This is a genomic window from Mycolicibacterium chengduense, from assembly GCF_033741155.1.
Lineage (GTDB): Bacteria > Actinomycetota > Actinomycetes > Mycobacteriales > Mycobacteriaceae > Mycobacterium.
In genome coordinates, this window is sequence record NZ_JAWQNH010000002.1 from 969,258 (window position 1) to 985,245 (window position 15,988).

Below are 15,988 nucleotides of genomic sequence, written 5' to 3' on the forward strand. Positions count from 1 at the left end.
CCTACCGAATGGCGGCGACAGGTCCGGGCAACACCGCTGCGAGCCGGGCCGTGGCGACCGCCACCAGGAAGACGCCCAGCGCGCTGTAGCCGGCGACCCCGCTCAGCCCGAACTTCGCCATCAGCAGCACCGCCACCCCCGCCGCGCAGACCAGCGCTCCGGCGGCCACCGACCGGGCACCGGTGGCGGTGGCCGGACGGTCCCACCACGGCAGCGGGCGGTGCTCCAACGGGGACAGCGCCACGAACAGCCCGGTCATCACCACCGCGAACACCCCCGCCCGCAACGCCAGCAGCCCCCAGAAACCGGCCGCGTGCACGTCGTAGGCGTCCAGCCCGACGGCGTGCAGGCCGAAGGTGGCCACCGCGATGGCCGGGATATGCCACAGGTAGAGCGTCATGGCACCACCGTTGCCGGTCGCGACCACGGTCCACACCCGGGGGCGTTGCGCCCACCGCCGGATCGGCCCTGCCACGGCGACGAACAGCAGCGACATCCAGGTGCAGTGCAGCGCCAGCAGCGTGGTCGGGGGTGACACATTGGACATCCGCTCGGTTCCGGTAACCACCAGGGACACCTCGTAGGGGCCGGTGATCGCCAGCACCACCTGTGCGGTCAATGCGATGGCCGCACCCGCCAGCGCGACGAGCGGCCGGATCAGCCCGCGGGCGTAGCCGACGCCGATCACCATCGGGATGAGCCAGACGACGACGAAGTTGGCCAGGCCGGCTTCCGGGTTGTCCAGCGCCAGACGCAGGGCGTCGAAAGCCGCGGCGACCAGGATCAGGCCGAGCACCACCGCCAGGGTGGCCCCCAGGCCGCGCAGCCGGGTCAGCGCCGGCACGAACGCCAGCACCACCAGGTAGACCCCTAGGAACCACAGCAGTGCCACGCATTCACGACCGAGGCCGGCGGCCGATTCGGCGCCGAGCACGACCCTCGCGACCACCAGCGCCGCGGTCCAGAACGCCAGATACCAGAACACCGGCCGGCACAGCCGCTGCGCCCTGGTGAACAGCCATGTGCCCCAAGGGGTTCGGCCGGGATGCCAGCCGTAGGCACCGGCGGCGCCACCGGCCAGGAAGAACAGCGGCATCACCTGCACCACCCAGGTGATGGGTGCCAGCGCCGGCAGCTCACCGAGGATGTTCCCGATCCGCAGCCCACCGTCGTCGATGGTGGCCAGCAGCAGCGCACTGTGGCCGAACATCACCACCACCAGGGCGGCGAGCCGAGCCACATCGATGGCCCGATCGCGGCCCGGGGTGGCGGCGTCGGAGAGCGGGGTCACGGGTTCGGTGAGCGCCATACGTCCAGCCTGCCCCAGATCGGGCGGTAGCGGATGAGTAGGACTACGCGACGTTGCCCTGGGAGAGCGAAGCGACGGGGCGAAATTCCCTCGGCGAGCGAAGCGACGGAAATGAGAGATTCAGGGCAGGGCGGCGATCAGCGGAGTGTCCACCCCGACGCGGCCGAGCCCGGCAGCGCCGCCGGGTGCGCCCAGCGGCTCGTCCCGGCCGGGCAGCACCTCGTCGAAGAACGCCGCGTTGTCGGCCAGGTGCGCCAGCTGGTCCTCAGGGACGTCGGTTTCGTAGAAGATGGCGTCCGCCTCGCAGGCGATCCGGCAGGCACCGCAGTCGACGCATTCGCCGGGGTTGATGTACATCGTGCGGGCGCCCTCGTAAATGCAGTCCACAGGGCATTCCGCGACGCATGACTTGTGCATGACGTCCACACAGGCGGTTCCGATCACGTAGGTCATACCGGAAACGCTACGAAGCGTCGGCTCGGCAATCACGTGCCGAAGGCACCCGGTCCAGCCGACCAAAGTCCTCACCTTCAAGGGACCAAAGTCCTCAATCGGCGGGCAGATCGGTGTGTCTCCGGGTGGCACCCCACAGTCCGACACCGATCCCGACGACCGCACCACCGAGACCGATGATCCGCTGCCCTCGGGTCAGGTCGTGGTGCACACTGACCCCGCCCAGCAGGTCGGCCGCGTCGGCGCCGCCGGAGGCCAGGAACCAGCCGCGGGTGTCGCGGCCGCGCAGCCCGGCAGTCAGCAGCAGCCCGCCGATCAACGCGTCGCGGTAGCCCATCGAGCGCAGCAGCAGGCGGGCCGACGGTCCCGGATCGTTGGGCTCACCCCACCATCGGTTGGCGCGCAGCGGATCGACCAGGAAGGAGACGCCGGAGGCGAGCCGGATGCCGCCGGCGACGAGCGCGGCGCGATCGATGGGCATGCTGGCAGCATAAAACGCAGGTGAGCCCCCGTTGACGTGATTACAGTCCTCATCGTGGGCGTCACGCAGCCGGCCGATCGCCGCGCCAGACCGGTGTTGCGCTGGCTGGCGCTCGCCGCGTCGCTGGCGGTCTCGGCCGTCGTCGTCTACGCGCAGGACACCGCGCCCGCACCCGAGGCGGGCATGACGAGCGCTCAGGATCCGCCTTCGGCGGCACCGGCGCCGGCCATGACGACCACCAAGGCCGAATTGTTGGCCGCCAGCGCGCCGCCCGAGGCGGCCAATGTGTTCGACTTCCCGCTCGGCAAGGGGGTGGCTCCCGAGGGCGGACTGCAGGTCAAGACCATTTGGGTGGCGCGCGCCATCGCGATGATGTTCCCGGAGATCAAGACCATCGGCGGCTTTCGACAGGACCCGTTGAAGTGGCATCCCAACGGGCTGGCGATCGACGTGATGATCCCGAACTATCACTCCGATGCCGGCATCGAGCTCGGAAACCAGATCGCCGGGTACGCCTTGGCGAACGCCGAACGCTGGGGTGTGCTGCACGTGATCTGGCGGCAGGGATTCTATCCCGGTATCGGAGCCCCCAGCTGGACGGCGGACTACGGCAACGAGACCGCCAACCACTTCGACCATGTCCACATCGCCACCGACGGCGGCGGTTACCCCACTGGGCACGAAACGTACTACCTCAGTTCGCTGCAGTCCTGACCCGCTTCACCCGCGCAGGGTGACGTGCGGGCTCTGCCCGTACGCCTGGCGGTAGTACACGGCGAAGCGGCTGGTGTGCAGGAATCCCCATTTGCGGGCGATCTGAGCCACCGTCGTGGCGGCGCGGTTGCCGGCGATGAGGTCGAGGTGGGCATGATGTAGACGAACTCGCCGAAGGTATTCGGTGGGCGTGCAGTCCCGGTGTTTGCGGAACATGTATTGCAACGCCCGCGGTGTCACGTAGACGGCTTGGGCGATATCGGTCAAGGAGATGTCGCGCTGGGTATTGTCTTCGATGAACGAAATCGCCCGCCTGAGCAGCACCGGCGTGCCGTCGCGACGGTCGCCGGCGGTGGGGTCCAGTAGCGCGGTGCTGGGGAACGCGGACAGCACGGTGGCCGCCACATACCGTTGCACGGCACCTGCCACCATCGGGTTCTCGGCGACGAACGGGTCGCTGGCGTCGTTGTCGCGGACATAGGCGATGAGGCCCGCCAGGTGCGCGTTGGCGGGCGCGGACACCGGTTGCAGAGCGGTCAACCGGACGGGGGCGCCGTCGTCATTCGGTGCTGCCGCCGCCACCTCGTCGAACAGGGTGCGATCGAGAAGCAGCTGACTGAACCGGCCCGCTCGGACCGAACCGCTGAACGACAGATCGTCGCGCACACCGTAGGCGACCACGTCCCCCGGCCCTCCGGTTTCCGGCGGCTGGGCCGGCAGGCGCTGTTCTGCGGCACCGGCTTCCACCAGGCAGATCACAACCTTTTCCAGGGGATCCATGTCATATCGGAAACCGAAGCCGAACTCGCTGCGCTGTGCCGCCACCTTGCCGATCTCGGTCGAGGTGACGCGCACTCGGGTGGCCGGTGCCGCCAGCGCAGACATTCGGATTTTGGCGTAGTTGGCACTCAACGCCGCCTCGGCGACGCCAAGGTCGTCGGTGTCGACGAGCACAGTTGGCACGAAATCCCTCCTCGTGGCGGGTACCCGCTCTCCCAGCGGCGAAAAGCTGCTCGGGTTCGCGACCCGCCGGCTTCAGCCGGGCATCGGCTGCGCGACGCCGTACCGGACAATCGAGGGATGCACCTGCCGGCGCTTCGCGATCGCGCTGCACGCTTCATCGTCGATTCCGATCCTGGCCGGTTGCGGTTGCGCAGCGCGGCGGCGACGACGTTGTCGCTGGTGCTGGCCATCATCGCGCTGTTGACGCTCACCCGGATCACCCAGCAGCCGGTCACCGTGGCCATGCTGGGCGCCATCGTGGCCATGCAGTCTTCGGCCGCAGTGAAGGACAAACAGCAGCATCAACGGGTCATCACCACGCTGCTACTGCCCCTCCCAGCGGTCGGGGCGGTGGCGTTGGCCGCCGTGCTGTCTCCGTTCGGCTGGGTGGCCGATATCGGGTTCATCGCCGTGCTGTTCACCGCGGTCTGGGTGCGTCGATTCGGCCCGCGGGGCAACGCGCTGGGCATGGTCGCGTTCATGTCGTACTTCTTCGCGCTGTTCATCCACGCCACGCCCGGCCAGCTGCCGATTCTGGCCGCCGCCGTCGGCGTCGGGATCGGCGCGACGCTGACGGTGCGGACGCTGGTCTTCCCCGACCGCCCGCGCGCCGAGGTCAGCCACCTGGTGCGCGCCCTGCGCGGCGTGTCGGTCTCGGTGCTGGATGCGATCGGCACCGAACGGACCGAACATGCCGGACTCGTGCTGCGACGCCGGCTCGACCGGCTCGGCGACACCGGCCTGATGATCGACGATTGGCTCGACCGCCACGACGCGGCCCGCACACTGAGCGTCACCAGTAACGATCTGGCGCTGCGGGTGTTCGATGCGCAGATCGCGGTGGAACAACTGGCCAGCTTGTTGTGGAGCCTCGACCCGCTCCAAACCTGGCCGGACGGATTACTCGACGCCCTTGCCGCGCTGCGCATCTGCTTGCAGGACAACCCGTCCGAAGATCAGCTGCGCGCCGCGCGGAAATCCGCGGCAGCGGCGGCCGACCGCGCCGACGCGGCCACCCCGGAAGGTATCGCCACGGTGGTGGCCTACCGTGCGTTGCAGGCGCACCTGGCTATCCACCACATCACCACCAATGCGCTGGGCACCAGCGATACCGCAGAGCCGGAACCCGAATCGGCCGACGAGGACACGCCGAGGGGCCTGGACACCCACACCAAGGCCGCCGTGCAGGTTGCGGTCGCGACGTCGGCCGCCACCGTCCTGGGTGAACTGATCTCCCCTGATCGCTGGTACTGGGCGGTGCTGACCGCGTTCCTGGTATTCACCGGGGTGTCGACGCGCGGTGAAATCCTCACCCGCGCAGGGCATCGCATCGTGGGCACGGTTGCGGGGGTGATCGCCGGGGTGCTGCTGGCCTCGCTGATCGGGCGCAACCCGCCGATGCAGATCATCGTCTTGGTCGTCTGTGTGTTCTGCGCGTTCTATCTGGTGACCGTCGCCTACGCCTGGCTGACGTTCTTTGTCACCGTCGTGCTGGCCATGTTGTACGGGCTGCTGGGCAACTTCAGCATCCAGGTCCTCGAGCTGCGCGTCGTCGAGACCGCGGTCGGCGGTCTGGTCGGTATCGCGTCGGCGTTCTTCGTGTTCACCACCGGCACCCGCGCGACGTTCATCGAGAAGACCGGTGCGTACTTCGACCGGCTGACCGAGGTGATCGACGCGGGCATCACGTCGGTGTTGGCACCGGGCGGGCAGACCGATCTGGTGGCCGAAACCCGCAGCTTGGACAACGCCCTGCAGGAGGTGGTGAAGGCGGGTAAGCCGTTGCAGATGGGGCCGGCCGTGCGCAGCCGCCGCGGTGTTCAGCGGCTGGTGCGCGGTCTGCAGGCCGGTAACCGTTCCGCCCATGCCCTGGCCCGCGCCGGGGTCAATGCCGCTCGCGCGGATGCGGACACCGCACCGCCCGAGGCGACGGCCGTGGCCCTGCGCAAGGCCGCCGACCGAGTGTGCGCGACCGTCGCCGATGTCAAACTCTTGGTGGCCGGGGACGGTACCGCCGCACCGGAGACGCCGACGACGGCGATGATCATGGAGGTCATGGCCTCCTCCGACATCCCGCCCGGACCGGTGCGGGGTGCGGTGCGCGCGCTGAACAACCTGGATCGCGCGCTGACCGAGGTGGCTCGGGAATGAACGCTAGGTACGCCGGCGCGCCGACTCGATGATCTTCAGGCGTTCCTTGAACAGCACTTCCAGATCGTCCATCGAGCGACGCTCACGCACCATGTCCCAATGGGTGCGCGTGGGTTTGACCGTTTTCGGCTCCGGCGCCACACCGTTGACCAGGATTCCTTCCATGCCGTTGCGGCATGACCAGGTGCCCGGCACATCGGCGTCATCGGCGAACGGCACGTCGAATTCGCTGCCGTTGGCGGTGCGGTAACGCGCCACCTGGTGCGCCGGCACCCCGATGTTGCGGTCTGTTTCGTAGCTGACGGCGCCGAGGCGGCTGCCTTTCAGGCGACGTTCACCCATGATCGGCCCATCGGAAAGAAAAACCTTGCATGACATGCCCTTTCGGCTGCGAGTGGTGTTCGATGACGAACCGCTACGCACCTTTGGCGCACTGTCTGCCTGCTATGCCCGTTGACCGGAGGTTCTGGTCTACAACTCTACGCGCAGACCTCCGGGCGGGCTTGTCGGCGTGCCGAACGAGCTTCGGGCGGCAAACGCGGAATGATACGCATGTGGCTGATGATGCGAATGTGACTGAAGGCGTGCCGGCCCCCGAGCCGGCCGGTGACCCACAGGCCGCCCAGGCACGTCGGCGGGTGTGGGCGGTGCCCACATCCCCGGTGACCCGCGAACACGTCGACCAGGCCGGCCGGTTGGTGGTCAGGGCCGGCGCCGGCGCGGCCCGGCAGCTGGCCAGGGCCGTCCAGGGGGTGCCGCCGAAACTGCGGCTCGTCACGTTCGTGGCCGTGGTGTTGCTGCTCGGCATCGTCGGCGCCATCGCTTCACCCCGCGCAGTCGCGGTGGCCTGCATCGTCGTGGTGGTGCCGGTGTGCGCCTTCAGCCTGGGCGCGCTGGCGCATCGTTGGTACGGCGCACCGGCCGAACCGGCGGTCTCGGACTTGCAGCGCTCGGTCGAGTACGTCGACAAGAAACTCACCTTCGCGCTCAACGCGTTCGGCGCCGAACGGCACCAACACGCCATGATCGCGCTGTTCCAGGCCAAGACCGCGGTCGATCTCACGCTGGGCACCGACCAGGAGCCGGCGAGTCAGATGGACGCGCTGCTGGCGATCGACGAGCACAGCACCCGGCCCCGGATCCGGGCCGGCTCCACCCTGGCGGCGTCGTGAACGGTCAGGTCGCCTTCGTCGAGGACGACTACACCCTGGTGATCAACCGCGGCGCGCAGGCCGGCGTGACACCGGGCATGGTCTTTGCCGTGCACGGCGAGTCGGATCAGGTGATCACCGACCCGGAGTCCGGTCGTGAGCTCGGCCGGCTCAACCGGGAGAAGCTGCGGGTGCGCGTGTTCGACGTGCAGCCACTGTTCGCCCGCGCCCACACGTTCGCCCAGACCGACGACTTCTACGGGCTGTTCCAGGCCACGGCAGTGGTCACCGTGAATGTCGGTGACGGTGTCGTACTGGTGCAGCCTCAGTCGGACACCGCCGCGGTTGGCCGCGGGGCCTGAGCCGTCGACGCGTCGGTGACCTCGCCGGGGCCGTTCACTCGGCCGCCGGTACGGAAAGTGTGAAGGTTGCTCCCCCGCCCGGGGTTTGCGAAACGGTGATATCACCGCGGTGCGCGGTCGCGATCTCGCGGACCAGCGCAAGTCCGATACCGTAGCGCCGGGGTCCACCGATCACGGTGTGGGCGTGTCCATGCGAAAACCTGTCGAACAGGGTGCTCATCGCATCGCGGTCGATGCCCACTCCGTCGTCTTGCACATCGACGATGACACGGCCGCCTCGACGGCTGACCCGCAGCGTGATCGTGCCGCCCGCGTGCTGATGGGCCAGCGCATTGTCGACGAGCGCCGACAAGGCGCGCCGCAACGCAGACGACGACCCGTGGACGACGCATTCGTGTGGTTCGTCGGTGCCGTGTTCGACGACCAACCGGACCCCGGTCGATTCGGCGTGCTCGGCCATGGTGTCGCGGACCGATTCGGCCAGCTGCGCCAGGTCGACGCGTTCACGGGGAGCACCGCCGGCGGTCATCGACGCCGAGGCCAGCAGGTCTTCGATGACTGCGGCCAGGGCGCGAGTGTCGGAGGCGAGCGCCTCGATCTGCTCTTTGGCGGCGTGCGTGTCACCGGCGTCGAATCGGCGCGAGAGCATCTGAATCCGGGTGTGCAACACCGTCAAAGGCGCGCGAAGTTCATGGGAGGCATCCGCCACGAATCTGCGCTGCAGTGCCAGCGCTTCCGTCAAGGGGCGGATGGAGCGTCGGGTGAGCAGGACGACCACCGCCACCGACGCCGCGATTCCGGCGAGTTCGGCGATCGCCAACGCAAGCAGCAGACGGCTTCGACTGGCGTCGTAGGGCCGCAAGTCGAGAAGGACGACCACCCGACCGGCGGGCTTGTCGACCACCAACCCGCGGTACGCCGTACCGTCGATCACGGTGTCGAACTCCCCCACCGGGCGCGCCAACAGTTCCGGTACCGGAAGACTTTGCGAGCTGGCCTCGGTATGGCCCGCCCGGTCGCGCAGCACCAACTCCATTCCCACCGGCGGGTCCGTGACATCGTCGGCCGTCGAAGCCACCTCACCCAGCTGCGAGGCAATCTGCTGGCGCTGCACGCGGGTGTCGACCAAGAAGACGGCTGCGCCGACGACGAGCAACACCAGCGTCAGCGCGAACGACGCCTGCAGCGCCGCCATCCTGCCGGCACGCCGGACGACGGCGAGGTCACCATCCGACATCATCCCGGCCCGAGCCGATAACCGGTGCCGTGCACGGTCTGCACGACTGCCTTCCCGAGCTTGCGGCGAAGGTAGTGCACGTAGGTGTCGACAGTGCCCGCGGTATCGGCTTTCTCGAACGCGGCATCGAGCAGTTGGCGACGGGTGAACACCCTTTTGGGAGCGCTCATCAACGCGGCCAGCAGCGCTGCCTCACGTTCGGAGAGTTCAATCGCGTGATCGCCGACGCCGGCGACCGTGCGTGTGATCCGGTCCAGGCACAACCCGGCCGCCCGCAGCGTTGAGCCGGCGTCCTGGCGGCGAACCAGAGCACGAACCCGAGCGAGCAGTTCGGGTATTTCGAACGGTTTGACCAGATAATCCTGCGCCCCGGCGTCGAGCCCTTCGACACGATCGTCGACCGATCCCCGCGCCGTGAGAAGCAATGCGGGAGTGGAGATGCCGCGGGATCGAAGCAGCGCAACCAGATCCGAGCCGTCCATCACCGGTAGGCCGCGGTCGACGATCATCGCGTCATACGTTCCGGTGAGGCCGTTGTGCAGACCTTGTTGGCCATCCTTGGCCACATCGACGTCGTATCCTTCCTCGACGAACAGGTCACGCAGCAGCGCGCTCAACGCCGGGTCGTCTTCGACAACGAGCAGTTGCGGCACCGATTGTCGATCGATCACCGGAAAAGCGTCCCACGCCGGTCCTTGGAGCGTTCAAAGAATCCGGTGTCAGCATGCGACTCATGGAATCACCTCGGTCGGGCTTCCGCCGCGCCGGCGCGGTGTCGTGGGCTCTCACCGGTCTGGGGGTCGCCGGGGTCGCCGGCGCCTCCACCCTCGCCTATGCGGATACGTTCAAACCCGCAACGCCGCCTCCGGTCGAGGTCGCGCTCACCGCCCCGGACGACGCAACCGCCGCCCTCGCCGTGCCGGACATGGCGGCCGAACCCGACGTCCAAACGCCGGCCGACCCTGCGCCGGTGCTCCCGCCCGAAACGACCCGGTCCGAAACGACGCCGCCTGAAACGACCCCGCCCGCACCGCCTCTCGTCACGGCTGTTGCGCCCATACCGCCCTACTCGCCGCCCTCCGACGAGCAGCCCCCCGCGCCCAGTACCCGCGCAACGCACCCGCCGACGCCGACGACGGTGACCACCTCCCCGTCCACCACTCGGCGCGTTCCGCGGCCGACGACGGTGAATTCGCCGAACTATTCGCCGCACATCACGATCTCCCGCGGCTCATGACCGTCACAGCCGAGCGTGTCGGGAATCCCGGCGGCACAGCGGCCGCGCACTGGCGACGGTGGTCTATGGACATGCAGATCATCGTCACCGACCCGGCTCGCCTAGCCGCCGCGCGGCTGGTGATCGACACCGAACTCGACGCCGTGGAAGCCGCCGCATCACGATTCCGGCCCGACTCCGAGATCAACGCACTGGCCGCGGCATCGGGACGGCCGACGCCGGTCAGCGAATTGCTCGCCGAGATGCTGGGGGCCGCGCTGCAGGCGGCCCGCCATACCGACGGTGATGTGGACCCCACCATCGGCGCCGCGGTCAACGCACTCGGCTATGACCGCGATATCACCACCCTCGATTCCGCTGTGCCCCTGGCAGTATCGTTCACCCGGCCGGCAACGTGGTCGATGGTCCACCTCGCCGATCGAATGGTCACCCTCCCGCCGGGTGTGGTGCTCGATCTCGGCGCCACGGCCAAGGCGCTGGCCGCCGATCGGTGCGCTGCGCGCGTGCACGACCGCACCGGATGCGGTGTCCTGGTCAACCTCGGCGGCGATATCGCCACTGCCGGAACGGCACCCGACGGCGGCTGGCTGGTACTGGTGCACGACGGTGCGGGTGAGCCGGCGTCATTGGTGGCGCTGACATCCGGTGCGGCGCTGGCCACGTCGAGCACCATCCGTCGCCGGTGGCGTCGTGGTGAGCAGCTGTTGCACCACATCATCGACCCGCGCACCGGCGCCTGCGCGGACCCGATATGGCGAACCGTCACCGTCGCGGCCGGCAGCTGCCTGGCTGCGAACACCGTGAGCACGACCGCGGTCATCCGCGGCCGACGGGCCCCGAATTGGATTACCGGACAAGGCCTTGCGGCACGATTGGTCGCCCGTGACCGCAGCGTGCACACCGTGGGCGGCTGGCCCGACAACGACAGTTACGGGCCGCGATGAGCAGCGAAGCGCTGTGGGCGCTGGGCCGCGGTACCGGGGCCACCGCGCTCGGTTTCCTCACCGTGTCATTGACGCTGGGTGTCGCGGCCCGCTCCGGTAGGCCGCTGCTGGCCCTACCGCGGTTCGCCGTGGCCGAGGTGCATCGGTTCGCCGCGTTGGCCGGGACGCTCCTCGTGGTGTTGCACCTTGCCCTGCTGTTCGCCGACCCGTATGCCCAGCTGCGCGTCGTCGACTTCGTCGTCCCGTTCCTGGGTGCCTACCGCCCGCTGTGGCAGGGGCTGGGCACCCTGGCCTTCGACCTGGTACTGGTCGTCGTCGTCACCAGCTTGCTGCGACACCGACTCGGCCTCAATGCCTTTCGGGTGGTGCACTGGATCACGTACGCGCTGTGGCCGATCGCCTTGGCCCACGCCCTGGGCAACGGGACCGACGCCGGACGGGTCTGGTTCCTGGTGTTCGCCGGGTGCTGTGTGGTGATGGTGGCCGCGGCACTGGCCTGGCGGCTGCATGCCAATTACACCGAGTACGCCGCCGCACGCGTGCCGGGCCCGTCATGATCCGGCGTCTGCTCGGCGGGCCCGGTCCCGGGCTGGACGAGCACCGCCACCGGCACGGGGAACTACCCCGACCGGCCCTGAGCACCTTGACAGCCTGGCTCGACGACGCCGGCCTGACCGGCCGCGGTGGCGCCGGCTTCCCCACCGCGCGCAAGGTCGCCTCCCTGGCTGCAGGCAGGCCGGTGGTGATCGCCAACGGCGCCGAAGGTGAACCGTTGAGTTGTAAGGACGCCACCCTGCTCACGCACGCACCGCACCTTGTGCTGGACGGGGTGAGTATCGCTGCGACGGCCGTCGGCGCGAACTCGGCGGTGCTCTACGTTCACCGGGGTTCGATGGCTGCCGTCGCGACCGCGCTGGCCGAGCGCCACGCAGCGAACACCGATCGCTGCCGGATCACCGTGTCCGAAGCTCCCGACGCGTTCGTCGCTGGAGAGGAATCGGCAGTGGTCAGCCGGATCGAGGGCGGTGCCGCAGCGCCGCGCGACCGAACGGTGCCGACCACCACATCGGGGGTTCGCAAGCGCCCCACGCTAGTCAGCAATGTCGAAACATTCGCCCACATCGCACTCATCGCCAGGTACGGGCCCGAATGGTTCCACTCCGTCGGGGAGCGCACGCAACCAGGCACCATGCTCGTCACCCTCTCCGGTTCGCTCCCGCGGCCCGGAGTGCTCGAGGTGGCCACCGGATCTCGGCTCGGCGATGTCCTGATGGCCGGCGGTGCGTGCGACCCGCGCACCGTGCGTGCGGTCCTGGTGGGTGGGTATCACGGCAGCTGGATACCGGCCCGTGCCCTCGGCGCGCGACTGTCGCGAGCCGGTCTTGCGGGCTACGGGGCGACTCCGGGCGCCGGCGTCCTGCGCGTACTGGGCTTCGACGAGTGCGGTCTGGAGTTCACCGCGGCGGTGGTGAGCTACCTGGCCGACGAGACCGCGGGCCAGTGCGGTCCCTGCGTCAACGGCCTGCCGCGTCTTGCACAGTTGCTCGATCAGCTGGCGTTCGGACCTGCCGACGACGCCTTGGTTGACGAAATACGTTGCACCACAGACCTCATCGATGGCCGCGGCGCGTGCCGGCATCCGGATGGATCCGCCCGGATGGTGCGCACGGCGCTGAACGTATTCGCGGGCGACATCGCACAACATCGGCTCGGGCGCTGTGAAGCGCTGGCGCCCAGTGCTCAGCACACCAAGGGAGGGACATGGTGACGGCACCTACCCGGTTACACATCGACTGGACCCGCTGCCAAGGACGTGGACTGTGCAGTGAACTGCTACCGCGCATCCTCGACCGCGACGACTGGGGGTACCCCTTGAGCCGCGACCGGACACGCGAGCCTGCGGTCCCCCGGCCGGCGTTGCCCGACGCTCGCCGCGCGGTGGCGCGATGCCCCCGCTTGGCCCTGTCGCTGATCACCGAGAAGCCACATCCCAGCGCCGCCAGACTGTCAGCCGGCGAACCGACATCTGCTGGGCGGTAACCCGTGTCGACGATCGACACCCGGAATACCGGAACGAACCCCACGGGCCCGGCGGCATTGTGTGCGGCTCTCACCGAGCTTGCCATCCAACATCTTCGGCTGCGTCACACCAACCGGAGCTCGCGGCAAAGCATCCTCGGTGCGGCCGATGCGACCGTGTCGTTGACGAGTTACGGAAAGCGTATCTCCACGGTATGGCAGACGATCGAGACCATCGGGGCGGGAACCAGCAGGCCGCGGCGCATCATCCTGTGGCTTGACGACGCGGCGGCGTTGGCCGATCTGCCGCCCTCGTTGCGGCGGCTGCAGGCGCGGGGGCTAGAGATCCGGCGGTGCCGCGACTACGGCCCGCACAAGAAGTACTTCCCCTACGTCGACGAGGTTTTCCCGCTGCAGCCCGATCACACGCTGGTGACCGCCGACGACGACGTGCTGTATCCGGCGCATTGGCTGCATGACCTGTTGGACGCACATCGGCCGGATCAGGTGACGGCGTTTCGCGCCCGGATCCGCGGCCACGGCCCGTATCGCACCTGGCCGTTGTGCCAGACAACAGAAGCGTCGGACACGGTGTTTGCCACCGGCACGTCCGGGGTGGCCTACCCGCCGGCGGTGCTGCATACCTTGCGGGCGCGCGGCGACGCCTTCACCCAGGTCTGCCCGCGCGCCGACGACTTCTGGCTGCACTACGCAACGCTGGCCGCCGGTCTGCGGGTTCGGCAAGTTGGCAGGTCTGCGGCGTTGTGGTGGTCGGTGCCCGTCCTGCGGCACCGCGGGTTGTGGGACGGCACCGGCGCCGCCAACGATGCCATCGCCGAGCAGACGCGCCTGTTCTGGCTGGGCCACTGATCCGGCGTCGCGCATGGCCTCACGAACGCTGTCTGCATCCCCTTCAGATGAGGTCTGCCAGCTTTGCTGGAGCCGGGCACGCTAGTCTGGACGCTCGGCGCGTTGCCGCATTTGGTTGGAGGTATTGTTCATGCGTTTTCTCAGCGTGGCCGTGGCTGCCACGGTTGCCGCGGTGTTCGGTTCCGCTGGTGTGGCTGCGGCCGCTCCGAAGGATTACTGCGCCGACCTCAAGGGCGCGAACACCGGCAGGACGTGTGAGATCCAGCTGTCCGACCCCGGGTACAGCGTCGACATCAGCATCCCGCTGGACTTCCCGGACCAGAAATCCGTCGCCGACTACATCTCCCAAACCCGTGACACGTTCCTCAACACGGCCAAGTCCGGGGCGGCCCGTACGACGCCGTACGTGTTGAGCATGGAGCCGGCCGAGTACAGCTCGTCGGTGCCCCCGCGCGGCACGCAGGCCGTGGTGTTCTCGATCACCCAGGACATCGGCAGTGGACCGCAGCGGACGTACAAATCGTTCAACTGGGATCAGACCTTCCGCAAGGAGATCACCTACACCGCCGCACCGGACGACAAGCAGAACACGCCGCTGTGGCGGGTGGACGATCCGCTGAAGACGGTCGCACCGATCGTGCAGTCCGAACTGCAACAGCAGCTGGCCCCGCCGCCGGCCGCACCCCCCACGCCGACCACCAGCACGACACCGACGACCACCACCACACCGACGACGGCCACCACGTCAGCCCCGCCGCCGGCGCCGTTGCCGTTCTCGCAGGCCGCGCTGTACAACCCGGCGAACTACCAGAACTTCGCGGTGGTCAACGACGGGGTGATCTTCTTCTTCGATCAGGGTGTCTTGTTGCCGGCGTCGGCCGGGCCGTTGCATGTGCTGGTGCCGCGGTCGCAGATCGACCCGATGATCGCGTAGCGCGGCGAGTTTTGCCCTGCGCGGCAGTCTGATCTGCATGGGCACACTCAGCTATGGCTTCAACGTGTCGGTAGACGGCTATATCGCCGACGCGCGCGGCAATATCGACTGGTCCGAACCGAGTGAAGAACTCCACCGGTATTGGAACGACTTTGCGCGCCAGACGGCCCTGTCGTTCTACGGGCGACGGCTCTACGACCTGATGTCGGCGTACTGGCCGACGGCCGACCAGGATCCGGATGCCACCCCGGTCACGCTCGATTTCGCTCGCGTCTGGTGCGCCATGCCGAAGGTGGTGTTTTCCCGCACCTTAGAATCCGTCGGCTGGAACTCCCAGCTCGAGCGCGGTGACCCGGTCGAGGTGGTGCGGCGACTCAAAGCCGAAACCGACGGGACGTTGGAACTGGCCGGTGCGACGCTGGCCGCCCCTATCGTGCAGGCCGGGTTGGTGGACGAATATCGGATGGTGGTCACGCCCACCGCCGTCGGTGGTGGTACCCCGTTCTTCCCGACATTGCCCTCGTGGATGTCGTTGCGGCTGTTGGAGAATCGCACATTCCCTGGCGGCACGGTCCTGCTGCGTTACGAGGCCAAGCGGGACTGACGGCCGCCCCTGCCCGCCCCCTTACTCCACGTCGCTGTCGGCCAGCAGCAGCCGTAACGTGGCACGCAGATCTTCCAGCCGTTCGGACCCCAGCAGTTGCTGCCAACGCCGCTCGAGGCTGACGGCGTTGTCACGCATGACACGTAATGCCTTTCGGCCCAGAGGCGTCAGCTCGATGAGCATCGCCCGGGCGTCGACGGTGTCGGGTGAGCGCACCACATAGCCGTGCCGCTCCAGCGGTCGGATGGCCTGGGCGACCGCCTGCCTGCTGACCTGGAGGCGGGCAGCCAGGTCGGAGGCGTGCAGCGGGCCGGTGGCCAGCGGCACCAGCGCGACAGCCTGCGCGGGGCGAATGCCGTCGATACCTGCGGCAGCGAAGGCCGCACGAAGACGCGGCGCCCGGCTGGCCGCCACCAGCTGGACGAGCGCCGGAACGGTCGGCTGCCAGCCGGCGTCGGATTCCTCAGTCACAGACGTGCAGTGTGCCACCCACCGAGATTTTGACAAGTCACTTGTCAAT

General features: G+C 68.5%; 20 protein-coding genes. 12 read left to right on the forward strand and 8 right to left on the reverse strand.

Translation table 11 applies throughout. The features are described 5' to 3' along the window. Position 1: 1 nt before the first annotated feature. From SBI67_RS10175 to SBI67_RS10185, 3 genes are all read right to left on the reverse strand, one after another. Positions 2 to 1,309 carry an acyltransferase family protein gene (locus SBI67_RS10175; protein ID WP_318980399.1) on the reverse strand — a complete coding sequence of 436 codons (1,308 nt, stop codon included), beginning with the start codon at positions 1,307 to 1,309 and terminating at the stop codon, positions 2 to 4. A gap of 120 nt (positions 1,310 to 1,429) precedes the next feature. Further along, positions 1,430 to 1,762 (reverse strand): ferredoxin, encoded by a 333-nt coding sequence (gene fdxA, locus SBI67_RS10180; RefSeq protein WP_266049458.1) that lies wholly within the window; start codon positions 1,760 to 1,762, stop codon positions 1,430 to 1,432. Between the two features lie 94 nt (positions 1,763 to 1,856). Further along, positions 1,857 to 2,243: a DUF4267 domain-containing protein gene (locus SBI67_RS10185; RefSeq protein ID WP_318980400.1), complete on the reverse strand. Its 387-nt coding sequence runs from the start codon at positions 2,241 to 2,243 to the stop codon at positions 1,857 to 1,859. Between the two features lie 54 nt (positions 2,244 to 2,297). Between SBI67_RS10185 and SBI67_RS10190 the strand changes: the two genes are divergently transcribed. Next, positions 2,298 to 2,957 carry a VldE C-terminal domain-containing protein gene (locus SBI67_RS10190; protein WP_318980401.1) on the forward strand — a complete coding sequence of 220 codons (660 nt, stop codon included), beginning with the start codon at positions 2,298 to 2,300 and terminating at the stop codon, positions 2,955 to 2,957. 6 nt (positions 2,958 to 2,963) lie between these two features. Here the strand turns inward: SBI67_RS10190 and SBI67_RS10195 are convergent, their stop codons facing one another. Continuing rightward, on the reverse strand, positions 2,964 to 3,920 hold the full coding sequence (locus tag SBI67_RS10195) for a helix-turn-helix transcriptional regulator (RefSeq protein WP_318980402.1): 957 nt from the start codon (positions 3,918 to 3,920) through the stop codon (positions 2,964 to 2,966). A gap of 117 nt (positions 3,921 to 4,037) precedes the next feature. On the opposite strand from SBI67_RS10195, the gene SBI67_RS10200 reads away from it, so the two are divergent. Then, positions 4,038 to 6,110 carry an FUSC family protein gene (locus SBI67_RS10200; RefSeq protein WP_318980403.1) on the forward strand — a complete coding sequence of 691 codons (2,073 nt, stop codon included), beginning with the start codon at positions 4,038 to 4,040 and terminating at the stop codon, positions 6,108 to 6,110. 3 nt (positions 6,111 to 6,113) lie between these two features. Here the strand turns inward: SBI67_RS10200 and SBI67_RS10205 are convergent, their stop codons facing one another. Beyond that, the gene (locus SBI67_RS10205) at positions 6,114 to 6,452 is read right to left on the reverse strand and encodes an RNA polymerase-binding protein RbpA (RefSeq protein WP_266049463.1); all 339 of its coding nucleotides are present in this window, start codon (positions 6,450 to 6,452) and stop codon (positions 6,114 to 6,116) included. 230 nt (positions 6,453 to 6,682) lie between these two features. On the opposite strand from SBI67_RS10205, the gene SBI67_RS10210 reads away from it, so the two are divergent. Both SBI67_RS10210 and SBI67_RS10215 read left to right on the forward strand, forming a co-directional pair. Continuing rightward, the gene (locus tag SBI67_RS10210) at positions 6,683 to 7,282 is read left to right on the forward strand and encodes a hypothetical protein (protein WP_318980404.1); all 600 of its coding nucleotides are present in this window, start codon (positions 6,683 to 6,685) and stop codon (positions 7,280 to 7,282) included. Beyond that, positions 7,279 to 7,623, forward strand: coding sequence for a hypothetical protein (locus SBI67_RS10215; protein WP_318980405.1), 345 nt, complete (start codon positions 7,279 to 7,281; stop codon positions 7,621 to 7,623). Before SBI67_RS10210 ends, SBI67_RS10215 begins: the two co-directional genes overlap by 4 nt. Before the next feature lie 34 nt (positions 7,624 to 7,657). Here SBI67_RS10215 and SBI67_RS10220 read toward each other — a convergent pair whose 3' ends face one another. Next, entirely contained in the window at positions 7,658 to 8,863 is a 1,206-nt protein-coding gene (locus SBI67_RS10220; RefSeq protein WP_318980406.1) for a sensor histidine kinase, read from the reverse strand. Continuing rightward, positions 8,860 to 9,531 carry a response regulator transcription factor gene (locus SBI67_RS10225; RefSeq protein ID WP_318980407.1) on the reverse strand — a complete coding sequence of 224 codons (672 nt, stop codon included), beginning with the start codon at positions 9,529 to 9,531 and terminating at the stop codon, positions 8,860 to 8,862. Before SBI67_RS10225 ends, SBI67_RS10220 begins: the two co-directional genes overlap by 4 nt. Positions 9,532 to 9,593: 62 nt before the next feature. On the opposite strand from SBI67_RS10225, the gene SBI67_RS10230 reads away from it, so the two are divergent. The 8 genes from SBI67_RS10230 (at position 9,594) to SBI67_RS10265 (ending at position 15,468) form a co-directional block, all read left to right on the forward strand. Further along, positions 9,594 to 10,097 (forward strand): hypothetical protein, encoded by a 504-nt coding sequence (locus SBI67_RS10230; protein WP_318980408.1) that lies wholly within the window; start codon positions 9,594 to 9,596, stop codon positions 10,095 to 10,097. Next, the gene (locus tag SBI67_RS10235; RefSeq protein ID WP_318980409.1) at positions 10,094 to 11,041 is read left to right on the forward strand and encodes an FAD:protein FMN transferase; all 948 of its coding nucleotides are present in this window, start codon (positions 10,094 to 10,096) and stop codon (positions 11,039 to 11,041) included. Before SBI67_RS10230 ends, SBI67_RS10235 begins: the two co-directional genes overlap by 4 nt. Then, a complete protein-coding gene (locus SBI67_RS10240) occupies positions 11,038 to 11,598 on the forward strand; it encodes a ferric reductase-like transmembrane domain-containing protein (protein WP_318980410.1) in 561 nt (186 codons plus the stop codon). Before SBI67_RS10235 ends, SBI67_RS10240 begins: the two co-directional genes overlap by 4 nt. After that, complete coding sequence (locus SBI67_RS10245) at positions 11,595 to 12,809, forward strand: NADH-ubiquinone oxidoreductase-F iron-sulfur binding region domain-containing protein (RefSeq protein WP_318980411.1); 1,215 nt, start codon at positions 11,595 to 11,597, stop codon at positions 12,807 to 12,809. Before SBI67_RS10240 ends, SBI67_RS10245 begins: the two co-directional genes overlap by 4 nt. Then, positions 12,803 to 13,081: a ferredoxin gene (locus SBI67_RS10250; RefSeq protein WP_318980412.1), complete on the forward strand. Its 279-nt coding sequence runs from the start codon at positions 12,803 to 12,805 to the stop codon at positions 13,079 to 13,081. Before SBI67_RS10245 ends, SBI67_RS10250 begins: the two co-directional genes overlap by 7 nt. Positions 13,082 to 13,237: 156 nt before the next feature. Next, complete coding sequence (locus SBI67_RS10255; RefSeq protein WP_318980413.1) at positions 13,238 to 13,930, forward strand: hypothetical protein; 693 nt, start codon at positions 13,238 to 13,240, stop codon at positions 13,928 to 13,930. 130 nt (positions 13,931 to 14,060) lie between these two features. Continuing rightward, complete coding sequence (locus SBI67_RS10260) at positions 14,061 to 14,864, forward strand: RsiV family protein (protein ID WP_318980414.1); 804 nt, start codon at positions 14,061 to 14,063, stop codon at positions 14,862 to 14,864. A gap of 37 nt (positions 14,865 to 14,901) precedes the next feature. Continuing rightward, positions 14,902 to 15,468, forward strand: a complete 567-nt coding sequence (locus SBI67_RS10265; RefSeq protein ID WP_318980415.1) for a dihydrofolate reductase family protein — start codon at positions 14,902 to 14,904, stop codon at positions 15,466 to 15,468. Between the two features lie 21 nt (positions 15,469 to 15,489). On the opposite strand, the gene SBI67_RS10270 is transcribed toward SBI67_RS10265, so the two are convergent. Beyond that, the gene (locus SBI67_RS10270) at positions 15,490 to 15,939 is read right to left on the reverse strand and encodes a MarR family winged helix-turn-helix transcriptional regulator (RefSeq protein ID WP_318980416.1); all 450 of its coding nucleotides are present in this window, start codon (positions 15,937 to 15,939) and stop codon (positions 15,490 to 15,492) included. Between the last annotated feature and the right edge of the window lie 49 nt (positions 15,940 to 15,988).

Excerpts from the sequence above, each read along its gene's own strand:
- SBI67_RS10175 (WP_318980399.1), bottom strand. The coding sequence starts at position 1,309 with ATGGCGCTCACCGAACCCGTGACCCCGCTCTCCGACGCCGCCACCCCG.
- SBI67_RS10265 (WP_318980415.1), top strand. The coding sequence starts at position 14,902 with ATGGGCACACTCAGCTATGGCTTCAACGTGTCGGTAGACGGCTATATC.
- SBI67_RS10205 (WP_266049463.1), bottom strand. The coding sequence starts at position 6,452 with ATGGGTGAACGTCGCCTGAAAGGCAGCCGCCTCGGCGCCGTCAGCTAC.
- SBI67_RS10220 (WP_318980406.1), bottom strand. The coding sequence starts at position 8,863 with ATGATGTCGGATGGTGACCTCGCCGTCGTCCGGCGTGCCGGCAGGATG.
- SBI67_RS10185 (WP_318980400.1), bottom strand. The coding sequence starts at position 2,243 with ATGCCCATCGATCGCGCCGCGCTCGTCGCCGGCGGCATCCGGCTCGCC.
- SBI67_RS10240 (WP_318980410.1), top strand. The coding sequence starts at position 11,038 with ATGAGCAGCGAAGCGCTGTGGGCGCTGGGCCGCGGTACCGGGGCCACC.
- SBI67_RS10245 (WP_318980411.1), top strand. The coding sequence starts at position 11,595 with ATGATCCGGCGTCTGCTCGGCGGGCCCGGTCCCGGGCTGGACGAGCAC.
- SBI67_RS10230 (WP_318980408.1), top strand. The coding sequence starts at position 9,594 with ATGGAATCACCTCGGTCGGGCTTCCGCCGCGCCGGCGCGGTGTCGTGG.
- SBI67_RS10250 (WP_318980412.1), top strand. The coding sequence starts at position 12,803 with ATGGTGACGGCACCTACCCGGTTACACATCGACTGGACCCGCTGCCAA.
- SBI67_RS10235 (WP_318980409.1), top strand. The coding sequence starts at position 10,094 with ATGACCGTCACAGCCGAGCGTGTCGGGAATCCCGGCGGCACAGCGGCC.
- SBI67_RS10260 (WP_318980414.1), top strand. The coding sequence starts at position 14,061 with ATGCGTTTTCTCAGCGTGGCCGTGGCTGCCACGGTTGCCGCGGTGTTC.
- fdxA (WP_266049458.1), bottom strand. The coding sequence starts at position 1,762 with ATGACCTACGTGATCGGAACCGCCTGTGTGGACGTCATGCACAAGTCA.
- SBI67_RS10200 (WP_318980403.1), top strand. The coding sequence starts at position 4,038 with ATGCACCTGCCGGCGCTTCGCGATCGCGCTGCACGCTTCATCGTCGAT.